Source organism: Acidithiobacillus sp. YTS05 (assembly GCF_024396695.1).
In the GTDB taxonomy this organism is placed as follows: domain Bacteria; phylum Pseudomonadota; class Gammaproteobacteria; order Acidithiobacillales; family Acidithiobacillaceae; genus Igneacidithiobacillus; species Igneacidithiobacillus copahuensis.
This window is the reverse complement of the sequence record NZ_CP094359.1, coordinates 1,469,184-1,480,245: the sequence shown is the minus strand read 5'-3', so window position 1 is coordinate 1,480,245 and position 11,062 is coordinate 1,469,184. Positions and strand designations below refer to the sequence as shown.

Here is an 11,062-nt window from a genome sequence, read left to right as displayed (position 1 = left end):
GTGAAACTGCAATATCTCGACTTTGAACAACCCATCGCCGAACTCGAAGGCAAGGTAGAGGAGCTCAAGGAGCTCAATCAGCCGGGTATTCAGGAGGATATCAAGCGTCTGGAAAACAAGGCGCGCAAGGAGTTGCAACGGCTCTACAGCAAATTGACGGCCTGGCAGACCGTACAGGTAGCGCGTCATCCGCAGCGCCCCTATACCCTGGACTATGTGCATGCGCTGTTTACCGACGTAGAAGTGCTCGCTGGCGATCGCGCCTATGCCGATGATGCTGCCATCGTTGGCGGGCTTGCCCGCTTTCAGGGGCAGGCCATCCTCTGGATTGGGCAACAGAAGGGGCGGGATACCAAGGAAAAGATCCAGCGCAATTTCGGTATGCCGCGTCCCGAGGGCTATCGCAAGGCCCTGCGTCTGATGCGCTTGGCGGAGCGCTTTCGCCTGCCTGTACTCACCTTTATCGACACCCCTGGCGCCTATCCCGGTATCGGTGCCGAAGAACGCGGCCAGAGTGAAGCCATCGCCCGCAATCTGGCAGTCATGTCCGACCTCGCGGTGCCCATCATCTCTCTGGTCATCGGCGAAGGAGGGTCGGGCGGGGCCCTTGCCATCGGCGTTGGTGACCGCCTACTGATGCTCGAATATAGCGTCTACTCGGTCATTTCGCCGGAGGGCTGCGCCTCGATTTTATGGAAAGACGCTGCCAAGGCTGCAGAAGCGGCGGAAACCCTGGGCATCACTGCCCGTCGCCTGCAGTCCCTCGGACTGGTCGATGAGGTGATCGACGAACCCCTCGGTGGCGCCCACCGCAATGTCCAACTCGTGTATGAGAACATCGCTGCGAGCCTGGCGCGCCACCTCCAGGAATTGCAGGGGATGGAAACGGCGCGGCTCCTCAGCCATCGCTACGAACGTCTGATGCACTATGGTGTCGTTGGCGCTGCCTGAGCCCGAGGAAAAACTACGGCAGAAACTTTTTTCCGACTGGCAGCTGTCCCCGGAGCAACCCTTTTTTCTGGCCTGTAGTGGTGGCGTCGATTCCACCGCCCTACTGCATGCCGCCCACGCGCTTGCGTTGCGCGTTGAAGTTCTCCACGTCAACCACCATTGGCACCCAGACAGCGCGCGCTGGGCGGAGCACGTGGCGACACTCGCGGCTGGTTATGGTTATCCCTGCCGGCTCCTCGATCTGCCGGCCGAGCAGAAGGGGGAGGGACCCGAGGATCGCGCCCGCCGCGGTCGCTACGCCCTCTTTGCCGGCCAGTTGCAGGAAGGAGACTGGATATTGAGCGCTCAGCATCGGGATGATCAGGCGGAGACTCTGGTGCTGCAGCTCTTGCGCGGTGCCGGAAGCGACGGCCTGGCGGCCATGCCGGAGCGGCGTCGTCTGGGGGCAGGTACTCTCGGGAGACCCTTTTTGGAGCTGACACGGGCGGCGCTTCGCCAGTATCTGCGTCAGCAGGGTATCCGCTGGCTGGAAGACCCCGCCAACAGCGACTTGCGCTACGCCCGGGCGCGTCTGCGCCAGAGGATATGGCCACTGTTCCACGAGCTCGGCTGGCCGCAGGCGTCGGCGAGTATCGCCCGTAGCGCTGCAAACATCGCCGACCAGCTGGCCGTGGAAGACGCCTGGTACGCCCAGCAGGCCATGCGCTGTTGGCTCGGCGGCGCGGTTGGTCGAGTCTTGTCCGTAGACTTTGTAAAAGAGTGGGCACCAGCCTTGCAGCGAGTCTTTTTGCGGCGCTGGCTCCGCGACCTGGGGGCGAATGTCCCGGACCGGCAGTCCCTGGAGCGACTCCGGCAGCTGTTTGGCCCGTCCCAGGGCGGCAGGCGGGTGGAACTGGCGGATCTGCGCGCTTGGCGTCAGGGACAGCGGGTCCAGCTATGGCAAAATGGTCCCCGCCATACAATTCCTGCCCAGGAGTGGAGACCGCACGCCCCGTGCGGACGGGGCGCTGGATTTCGCTGGTGCTGGGGACAGGCAACAGGACCAGCGCCAGGACTCAGTGAAGGCGCCGTCATTGTCGGTGGGACAGAATTGCAGGGACGCACGCTACGCTGGAGCAAGCGGCGAGCTGGCGCACGCTATCGGAATGTCAGCGGCCATCAACGTCCTCTGAAGAAATTCCTTCTGGAACTTGGCATTCCCCCATTCCTGCGCGACGACGTGCCCATTCTGTGGACAGACACAGAGGAAATCCTTTGGATTCCCGACTTTTACCTGCGCAAACCGGCGCTGCCGGAAAAAGAAGTCCTTTGGGTGGACCTTATCCGCACAACGGCGAATTCATGACGGGGTAGCGATCCAGGGGACATGCTGCGCAAGAGATCCGGGCGTTATCGTAGAGCGCTTTCCGGACTGGACACCTGTCCGCTTTTTCGGAAATAATGGCTATATGTATGAAAATATAGCGTTACTCTGTCAATGAAGCGAATCGGATCGTCGCGTAGCCTTTCCCTTGAGGCGCCCCTACTGCTGTTTTCCCTGGCGATCCTGGCCATCCTGATCGCTCCTTTCTCCGAGATGTTCTTCGGCTTGGACTGGCAGCACCTGGAGTTTGCTCCCAACGATCTGCACGCCATCCGCACTTCTTTGGTGTATAGCGGCACCGCTTTGCTCCTCTGCGTACTGCTTGGCACGCCCCTCGCCTGGTGGATGGCGCGCCGCCGATATCGCTGGAGCCCCATCGTCGACGCCTTGATCCTCCTGCCGCTGCTCACCCCACCCCTGGCGCTCGGCATTCTCCTGGCCTCTTTTTTCGGCCCCTATGCCAGCGCAGGAGAATTTCTCTCGCATTGGGGACTGCGACTGGTCAATACCGCACCAGCCTTCATCATGGCCCAGGTCTATGCCGCTATGCCGTATTATGTCCTCTCGGCACGTGCTGCCTTCGAAGGCGTTCCCACGGATCTCGAAGAAATCAGCCATACCTTGGGGAAATCTTCCTTGGAGACTTTCTGGCTGGTTACGCTACCGATGGCTCGTAACGGCTTGACTGCAGCAATAGCCCTGGCCTGGGTACGAGCGATGGGTGAATTTGGCGTGGTGCTGATCGTTGCCTACTACCCCATGGGGATTCCGGTGAAGATCTACCAAAATCTGGAAGACATTGGTCTGAGCGCCGTCTATCCCTTGCTTTGGGTGTTCTTTCTCGTGGCAATTCCCCTGCCCCTATGGATTCGTTTACGCAGCCGCCGGCAGGTCCCGCTCTAAATGCTGGCCCTGCGCTGTCAAATGGATACCCCCGTTGCCCTCGACATCTCCCTGGAGGTGGAGGGCCTTTCCGTGCTCCTCGGGCGCTCCGGCGAAGGCAAAACGACCTTTTTGCGTGCCCTGCTCGGGCTCCTGCCGGCACGGGTGGAGCCCTGGGGCCATCTGCCCACGGAACAGCGTCCGCTGGGATACTTGCCGCAAGGATACCGCCTGTTTCCCCACCTCCGGGTCTGGCAGAACATCGCCTTCCCCATGCGCGGCGGTGATCGGCGTCAGGCGGCACTGGAGTTGCTCGAGCGGATTGGCATGGCGCGCTTCGCCGAGCAATATCCCGCGGCTCTCTCCGGTGGCCAGCAGCAACGCGTCGCCCTGTTGCGGGCTATTGCCCGCAAACCGAAGCTATTATTGCTGGATGAGCCGACATCGGCATTGGATCCACAGACTCGCGACGAAATCATCGCTGCCCTTAGCGAGGAATCCGCCATTTTTTCCATCCCACTACTCGTAGTTACTCACGATGTAAGCATTTGTGCAGCAGCGCAACGCATGGCCATTTTGCAGGAGGGAGGAATCCAGGCCGTCGGGGAGCCCGCCGAAATTTTCGCCCGTCCACCGAATCCGCAGGCTGCACAAATGCTCGGGATGGAAAACTTCTTCACCGGCAGGATCGAAGAAAAGCTCTCCCAGCAGGAATATCTGGTCCGCATACATTCGCGGCGCTTACGGGCAACGGGTATGGCGGATCATTCTCCGGGGGAGGAGGTGATCCTTGGCATCCGTGCCGAGCACGTCCTGCTGCGGCATGCCAAAGATACGGACGCCGAAAACCTGATCGTCAGCGAAGCAGTGGAGTGGCACCGACAGCCACTCTGGCAGCGTTTTGTAACGGCGGCGCCCTTTTCTCTGCGTGGTCGTTTCCTTGCCCAGGATCGCAGCGACCCGCCGCGGACGCTGTATCTGCAGCTTCCCGCAGAAAAACTGCTCTTGTGGAAGAAAAGATAAGCATATAACGATAACTCATTATTATTTGTACTTTGTTTCTCCGACACCAACGAAATTTCTGAACTATACTCAAAAGGTAGATCGTTTTTTCCGATGAAAACGGAGGAGTGTAACGAATGAAACCGCATATCGTTGTGTTGGGAGGTAACTTTGCTGGTCTTGGTTCTGCGCAAAAGATCCGGCAATACTGTGGCGACACGGTGCGCATCACCGTACTGGACCGCAAAGATTATCTGCTCTTCGTTCCGAATATTCCAGCGGAAGTCTATGAGGATCGGGACCCGAGCAAGACCTTGTCCATGGATTTACGCAGCACGCTGGCGGAAGATGACATCGATTTCATCCAGGGTGAAGTGAAAGCGCTGGATGTGGATGCCAAGCGGGTGGACTTTGTGCCCAATGAACGGCCTGGAGCGGCCAGCGAGTCTCTCCACTACGATTATGTTGTCGTCGCCGTGGGCAATCGTCTGGCCTTCGACAAGATCGAAGGTTTTGCCGAGCATGGTCATACCTGCACCGATTTTTATTATGGCAACAAATTGCGCCGCTATCTGCATAACGATTATAAGGGCGGACCGGTGGCCATCGGCTCGGCGCGCTTCCATCAGGGGGATGGTACAAAGGACATCAAACTCTATGGTGGTCATGCCTTCCCCAGTGCCGAAGCCGCTTGCGAAGGCCCACCAGTGGAAACCATGTTGGCAACGGCTACTTGGCTCAAGGAACATGGCATGGGTGGTCCCGAGAAGGTCACCGTGTTCACTCCTGCAGGCCTAATTGCCGAGGACGCCGGCGAGCAGGTGGTTGGCAACTTGCTGAAAATTGCCTCTGGCATGGGTTTTAACTATGTCAACAACGGTAAGGACATCACCCGGATCACCAAAGATGGTGTGGAATTGGCGGGCGGCCAGAACATCGAGGCGGAACTGAAAATCATCTTTCCCGATTGGGTTCCCCACGACTTCCTCAAAGGGTTGCCGATCTCTGACAGTGAGGGTTTTGTGGTTACCGACACCACCATGCGCAATCCCAAATATCCGAATGTCTTCGCCGCCGGTGATGCGGCAGCGATCACCGTCCCCAAACTGGGCGGAATCGGTCATGCGGAGGGGGAAATTGTCGCCAAGCAAATCGCCAAGGACCTTGGCCGCATGAGTGCTGCGGAAGCCGATAAAGAGCTCGAGCCAGTGGTGTACTGCATTGGTGACATGGGCGCGAATCAGGCGTTCTATATTCGCTCGAACAGCTGGTTTGGCGGTCCCGATCAGGTGTTGAAAATGGGTCATGTCCCATTCTTGCTAAAGATGCAGTACAAAAATCTCTTCTTCAAGACACGCGGTAAAATGCCGGATTGGGGTCTCGATGCCTCCAAGCTCCTGGCGGAAAAGATGTTCGCCGCCTGAAGCAAGATGCAGGGGGCTCTTTAGCCCCCTGTCCTGTTCACACAAAAAAGGAGAGCAGAATGACCACGGAACAGAATATGGCACCCAGTCTCAGCCCAGAGCAATGGGCAGGACTAGCGCGCTTGGGAGGCATGATCAATGGCGCTGAGTCTTTTCTCGGGAGCCCGGCAAGCAGTGCTGTGCTGGGTATGGCCTTGCGGCTTGGAGAATGGAACGAGCGCTATGAACTCGAGACTTCCATCGAAGAACTATTGTCCTCTGTGTATGCGCTGCGTCGCGCGGGGGTGCTGCAGTGGGTAACGGATAATGCCGAGTTTCTGCGCGACAACGTCGAGTTGATCCGCGGTTTTGTCCCGCAGATTCTGGACGTAGTACGGGACATTCCCTGGGCAACTTTGGTGCAGGCTATGCAAACGCTTGGCGATGTGATGCCCAAGGTGCAGGCGTTCCAGGAGTTCCTGCAGACGGGTGCCGGCAATGATCTGGTAGCACAACTCAAGAAGCTGGGGGATCTCTGGGAAGAGACGCGTGCCGATGAGAGCATCGTCGCCGCTCTGCGCGTGCTGCGACAGCTGCAGGAGGACGGCAATCTGCAGCGGGTGGCAGACCTGAGTCGCCAGATTGGCTTGCTGGCGGAGACCATCCCGTTGGAGTCATTGCTCGGACAGCTCATGCAGGAACAGGAGAAAGGCCCCTTGATGACCAGCCTTGGCACCTTGCTGCATTCCGGTAAGGCGATGGCCAAGGCCCTGGAAGATGCCGCAGAACACGAAGCCCAGGGAAAAGCTGGCGGGATTTCCGGACTCTACCACATGCTGAAAGACCCCGATGTACAGCGGGGCATGCGCGTGGTGGCTGTCTTGCCAGTCTATCTGCAGAAGGCCGGTGTACTGCCCAGGAACGCCGCCGCCTAGTCGCCAGGAAGACAGCGGCCATTGCCTAGGAAAATTGCTCCGGGAAGCGCCTAATGATAGGATTGCGCCATTTTATAGCCTAACTAAAGAGGATGTTTATGGCTCTTGAACGCACCCTTTCCATCATCAAACCCGATGCCGTCCAGAAAAATGCCATTGGAGCCATTCTGAGTCGTTTCGAAAATACGGGTTTGCAGGTCGTTGCGGCCCGCATGCTGCAGCTCAGCGCCGAAGACGCTGGTGGGTTTTATGCGGTGCACAAGCAACGTCCCTTTTACGGCGAATTGTGCGCCTTCATGAGCAGCGGTCCGGTCCTGGTGTCGGTTCTGGAAGGGGAGAATGCCATTGCCAAAAACCGTGATCTGATGGGTGCCACCAACCCCAAGGATGCCGCCCCCGGCACCATTCGCGCGGACTTTGCCGAAAGTATCGACGCCAACGCCGTGCATGGCTCCGACAGTGCCGAGACGGCCGCTTGGGAAATTTCCTACTTCTTCTCACAACGGGAGTTGTGCCCACGCTCATGAGCGTTCCTGCGCCGGTGAGCGCCTCTGATCGCCCCAAACTCCTGGGGCTTGACCGGGCCGGGCTGGAAGCGCTGTTCGTCTCGTGGGGCGAACCGCGCTTTCGCGCTGCCCAGGTTTTGCAATGGCTGCACGCCCGCCAGGTCAGCGACTTTGCGCAAATGAGCAACGTCAGCAAGACCTTGCGTGCGCGACTGGAGGAGAGCTGCGAAACCGGGGAACTCGAGGTGCTGCGCGAGCAGCTCGCCGCCGATGGTACGCGCAAATGGTTGCTGGGATTGAGCGACGGGAATGCCATTGAAACGGTTTTCATTCCCGAAGAGGAGCGCGGCACCCTGTGCATCTCCTCCCAGGTCGGCTGCTCCCTCGCCTGCAGTTTCTGCGCCACGGGCGCGCAGGGTCTCAGTCGTAATCTGGAAACCCACGAGATCATTGCGCAGATTCGCGTTGCGCGGCGTGTTCTTGGCCTTGATGCGATCAGTAACGTCGTCTTCATGGGTATGGGCGAACCGCTCCTCAATCTGAAGCAGGTGCTGCCCGCTATCCGCCTGCTCTTGGATGACTACGGTTACGGTCTCAGCTCGCGCCGGGTGACCGTCAGCACCGCGGGGGTGCTGCCGGGCTTGGCGCAGTTGGGGCGGGAAAGCCCAGTCAACCTCGCAATCAGTCTGCACGCCACCCGCGATGACATTCGCGATGAGCTTGTCCCCATCAATCGCCATTATCCCCTCGCTGAGCTTCTACTGGCCTGTCGCGCGTATCCTCTCCCGCCACGGCGACGGATCACCTTCGAGTACGTGATGCTGGAGGGCGTCAATGATCAGGATCAGCATGCCCGGGAGCTGGTACGCCTGTTGGCCGGAATCCCGGCGCTAGTGAACCTGATCCCCTTCAATCCCTTTCCGGAATCGCGCTATCGGCGCAGCTCTCCCGCCCGCATCGACGCCTTTCGCGAGATCATTCTGCGTGCCGGGCTGATGACCGTCACGCGCAAGACACGCGGTGACGACATCGCTGCCGCCTGCGGCCAGCTTGCCGGGCAAGTCCAACGGGGGCGGCGTAGCATTCCTCTTCAGGTGCTCAATTGACCCATGCAAAGACGTGATTCTATCCGTATCCGCACGCTCCTGTTCGTCGGTATGGTTCTTTCGAGCAGTGCCTGTGCCCTGTTTTCCGGTCACGAAAAACCCACTCCCGCAGAGGAGGCAGCGGCGGCGGCACGTAATGCACCACCGAATCCAGCCGCCTCGCTCCATTCGGCGCCACCAGATCAGGTAGCCATTTACACTTCTCTTGGGACTGCGTATCTCCAGGGTGGGCATCCCCGCGCGGCGGTGCGGGAGCTGAAACAGGCCATCAGTCTGCCCGGCAAGCACGGCGATGCCTATAATGTTCTGGGTCTGGCCTATCAGGCGCTGGGCGAGGCAGCGCTGGCTGAAAGCGCGTTCCAGAGCGCCCTGAGTGACGAGCCCGGCAACCCAGAATTTTTGAATAATTATGGTGCGTTCCTTCTGGAACAGGGTAAATTCTCTGCTGCGATACAACAGCTCAGCAAGGCCACTAAAGATCCTTTATACAATACGCCGGAGTATGCCTGGACCAATCTCGCGGCTGCCTACCGCGGGTTGAAGCAAAACAACCTGGCCATTGTTGCCTTGCAGAAGGCGCTCTACTTCAAGCCTGGTTATCCCCCCGCCTTGTTGCTATGGGCAGAAATGGAATACCAGGACAAAAATTTCCCGGCCGCTTATGGGCATCTGCAGGGGGTGCTGGCGCAGGAACCGAACAATGCGCAGGCACTGCTCCTCGCAGGCCGGATCGCCTGGCAACAAGGGCAGCCGGTTCAGGCACGTTCCCTGTGGGAGCGTTGTGTCAATGCCGATCCCTATTCCGCAGCAGGAAAAGAGGCGCAATCGTTGCTGCTGGAGCATGGTGCCGACAGCAATGGATGAAGGATTTGTTGAACTCTTGGCGCAACTGCGATCGGCCCGAGTCGCGCGCGGCTGGGATCTGGCGCAGGCCGCACAGAAACTGCACATCACCAGCACCCAGATCACGGCATTGGAGGAGGGACGCTTCGACGAATTGCCGGGCGCCGCATTTGCACGGGGATATCTGCGCAACTACGCACGTCTTCTCGATCTCGACGTGGAGCCCTTGCTGGCCGCCTATGATCGTTACCAAGGCGGTTCTGGCCTGGAAGCAAGCAAGGTGGTACTGCCGCGCAGCGAACTCCCGCTTCTGGACTACAGCGGCAAGATGCTGTTTTTTTCCCTTCTGCTTGCCGTTGCCCTGATTCTTCTTGGTTGGTGGCTCTGGGGCAGAGGTGGATCGACCTCCTCACCGGCGCCGGTTGCGACTGCGACCAGTGTATCGGCTGCCCAGCACAGTGCTGCACAAGTCGTCATGTCTACCCCAGCGGAACCGGCAGCGCTTACCGGCTCGGCCTTCTCACCGGCAGCAACCGCTGCGACAACTTCGGTAACGGCAAGCACACTGTCTTCCCAGGTGGGCGCTTTGGCCTTTCATTTTACCGGAGATTGTTGGGTGCAGGTGCGCGACGCCAGTGGCAACATTGTACTTTCCACCCTCGGCAGGGCAGGACAGGACGTTTCGGTAACGCAAGGGCAGCCACCGTATCGTATACTGGTAGGGAAGGCCAGTGCGGTGCAAATTACCTATGCGGGGAAACCCGTCACCCTTCCGGCCAATGCCCTGAATGTGGCGCGGATGCAGGTGGGTATGGCGCCGGTCACGGCCTCGTCAAACTCGGCAAAACTTGCTCCAACCCCTCTGGCCGCGGCACAATCGCAGCAATCTTCTCGTCCCTCCGCCGCCACTGCCTCTTCTGCTGGCGTAGCGGTGGCAAGCGACATATCTACTTTCAGCGAGGTAGCGCATGCAACATCAGTCACCCATTCAGCGTCGTAAAAGCCGGCAGATCCATGTAGGCAAGGTCGCCATTGGGGGCGACGCGCCGATTTCCGTGCAAAGCATGACCAACACCGAAACCCGCGATGTGGCTGCCACGGTCGCGCAGATTCAGCGGCTCGAGGCAGTCGGTGCCGACATTGTTCGCGTGTCCGTTCCCAGTATGGAGGCAGCCGAAGCGTTCAAGGCCATTCGCGCGCAGGTTGAAGTCCCGCTGGTTGCCGATATCCATTTTGATCACCGCATTGCCTTGCAGGTGATGACGGATGGCGTGGATGGCCTGCGCATCAATCCCGGCAATATCGGTGCGATCGATAAAGCACGGCTGGTCGTGGAGATGGCGAAAGACAAAGGCATTCCCATCCGCATTGGGGTGAATGCCGGCAGCCTCGAAAAAGATCTGCAGGAAAAGTATGGTGAACCGACACCAGAGGCGCTCGTAGAGTCGGCTTTGCGGCATGTTGCCATCCTCGATGAGCTGAACTTTCATGACGTGAAAATCAGCGTCAAGGCATCGGACGTTTTCCTCGCCGTGGATGCCTATCGTCTGCTCGCGCAGAAAGTCGATTATCCATTGCACCTTGGCATCACCGAGGCGGGCGGTCTGCGTTCCGGGACCGTGAAATCTGCCATCGGTCTGGGTCTGCTTCTCAACGAAGGCATTGGTGATACCATCCGCGTATCGCTGGCGGCGGACCCGGTCGAGGAGATTCGCGTCGGCTTCGATATCCTCAAGAGCCTGCATCTGCGCCAAAAGGGGATCAATCTGATCGCCTGTCCGTCCTGTTCGCGACAGGAGTTCGACGTCATCAAAACCATCAATGCCTTGGAAGGGCGCCTGGAAGACATCCTTGAACCCATGGACGTATCGGTGATCGGCTGTGTGGTCAATGGCATCGGCGAGGCCAAAGAAGCGGATATCGGACTGACCGGCGGAGACAAACGCAGCATCCTCTATTACCGCGGCAAGCAGGTGGATCGGATCGAGAACCAGGATATCGTCGACGTCCTCGAGAAACGGATTCGCGCCGAAGTGGCAGAGCGTCGCGCCGCCCGTAACGAAGCCTGAGG

At 59.1% G+C, this 11,062-nt stretch carries 11 protein-coding genes; all 11 read left to right on the top strand.

Features of this window, described 5'->3' with window-relative positions; translation table 11 throughout:
- The 11 genes from MQE22_RS07330 (at position 1) to ispG (ending at position 11,060) form a co-directional block, all read left to right on the top strand.
- The gene (locus tag MQE22_RS07330; protein WP_215871092.1) at positions 1-951 is read left to right on the top strand and encodes an acetyl-CoA carboxylase carboxyltransferase subunit alpha; all 951 of its coding nucleotides are present in this window, start codon (positions 1-3) and stop codon (positions 949-951) included.
- Positions 938-2,296, top strand: coding sequence for a tRNA lysidine(34) synthetase TilS (gene tilS / locus MQE22_RS07325; RefSeq protein WP_215871093.1), 1,359 nt, complete (start codon positions 938-940; stop codon positions 2,294-2,296). Before MQE22_RS07330 ends, tilS begins: the two co-directional genes overlap by 14 nt.
- Positions 2,297-2,428: 132 nt before the next feature.
- On the top strand, positions 2,429-3,217 hold the full coding sequence (locus MQE22_RS07320) for a molybdate ABC transporter permease subunit (protein ID WP_215871094.1): 789 nt from the start codon (positions 2,429-2,431) through the stop codon (positions 3,215-3,217).
- 21 nt (positions 3,218-3,238) lie between these two features.
- Positions 3,239-4,219, top strand: a complete 981-nt coding sequence (locus MQE22_RS07315) for an ABC transporter ATP-binding protein (RefSeq protein ID WP_215885648.1) — start codon at positions 3,239-3,241, stop codon at positions 4,217-4,219.
- 116 nt (positions 4,220-4,335) lie between these two features.
- On the top strand, positions 4,336-5,622 hold the full coding sequence (locus MQE22_RS07310; protein WP_215871096.1) for an NAD(P)/FAD-dependent oxidoreductase: 1,287 nt from the start codon (positions 4,336-4,338) through the stop codon (positions 5,620-5,622).
- A 59-nt stretch (positions 5,623-5,681) separates the two neighbouring features.
- The gene (locus MQE22_RS07305) at positions 5,682-6,536 is read left to right on the top strand and encodes a DUF1641 domain-containing protein (RefSeq protein WP_215871097.1); all 855 of its coding nucleotides are present in this window, start codon (positions 5,682-5,684) and stop codon (positions 6,534-6,536) included.
- Positions 6,537-6,634: 98 nt separating this feature from the next.
- On the top strand, positions 6,635-7,063 hold the full coding sequence (ndk, locus tag MQE22_RS07300; RefSeq protein ID WP_215871098.1) for a nucleoside-diphosphate kinase: 429 nt from the start codon (positions 6,635-6,637) through the stop codon (positions 7,061-7,063).
- Complete coding sequence (rlmN, locus tag MQE22_RS07295) at positions 7,060-8,148, top strand: dual-specificity RNA methyltransferase RlmN (protein ID WP_215871099.1); 1,089 nt, start codon at positions 7,060-7,062, stop codon at positions 8,146-8,148. The genes ndk and rlmN overlap by 4 nt, the downstream gene beginning before the upstream one ends.
- 3 nt (positions 8,149-8,151) lie before the next feature.
- Entirely contained in the window at positions 8,152-9,012 is an 861-nt protein-coding gene (pilW, locus tag MQE22_RS07290; RefSeq protein ID WP_215871100.1) for a type IV pilus biogenesis/stability protein PilW, read from the top strand.
- A complete protein-coding gene (locus tag MQE22_RS07285; RefSeq protein WP_215871101.1) occupies positions 9,005-9,991 on the top strand; it encodes a helix-turn-helix domain-containing protein in 987 nt (328 codons plus the stop codon). The genes pilW and MQE22_RS07285 overlap by 8 nt, the downstream gene beginning before the upstream one ends.
- Positions 9,960-11,060: a flavodoxin-dependent (E)-4-hydroxy-3-methylbut-2-enyl-diphosphate synthase gene (gene ispG / locus MQE22_RS07280; RefSeq protein WP_215871102.1), complete on the top strand. Its 1,101-nt coding sequence runs from the start codon at positions 9,960-9,962 to the stop codon at positions 11,058-11,060. The genes MQE22_RS07285 and ispG overlap by 32 nt, the downstream gene beginning before the upstream one ends.
- The last annotated feature ends 2 nt before the right edge of the window (positions 11,061-11,062 follow it).

Excerpts from the sequence above, each read along its gene's own strand:
- MQE22_RS07310 (WP_215871096.1), top strand. The coding sequence starts at position 4,336 with ATGAAACCGCATATCGTTGTGTTGGGAGGTAACTTTGCTGGTCTTGGT.
- MQE22_RS07320 (WP_215871094.1), top strand. The coding sequence starts at position 2,429 with ATGAAGCGAATCGGATCGTCGCGTAGCCTTTCCCTTGAGGCGCCCCTA.
- pilW (WP_215871100.1), top strand. The coding sequence starts at position 8,152 with ATGCAAAGACGTGATTCTATCCGTATCCGCACGCTCCTGTTCGTCGGT.
- MQE22_RS07305 (WP_215871097.1), top strand. The coding sequence starts at position 5,682 with ATGACCACGGAACAGAATATGGCACCCAGTCTCAGCCCAGAGCAATGG.
- rlmN (WP_215871099.1), top strand. The coding sequence starts at position 7,060 with ATGAGCGTTCCTGCGCCGGTGAGCGCCTCTGATCGCCCCAAACTCCTG.
- MQE22_RS07315 (WP_215885648.1), top strand. The coding sequence starts at position 3,239 with ATGGATACCCCCGTTGCCCTCGACATCTCCCTGGAGGTGGAGGGCCTT.
- ndk (WP_215871098.1), top strand. The coding sequence starts at position 6,635 with ATGGCTCTTGAACGCACCCTTTCCATCATCAAACCCGATGCCGTCCAG.
- ispG (WP_215871102.1), top strand. The coding sequence starts at position 9,960 with ATGCAACATCAGTCACCCATTCAGCGTCGTAAAAGCCGGCAGATCCAT.
- MQE22_RS07285 (WP_215871101.1), top strand. The coding sequence starts at position 9,005 with ATGGATGAAGGATTTGTTGAACTCTTGGCGCAACTGCGATCGGCCCGA.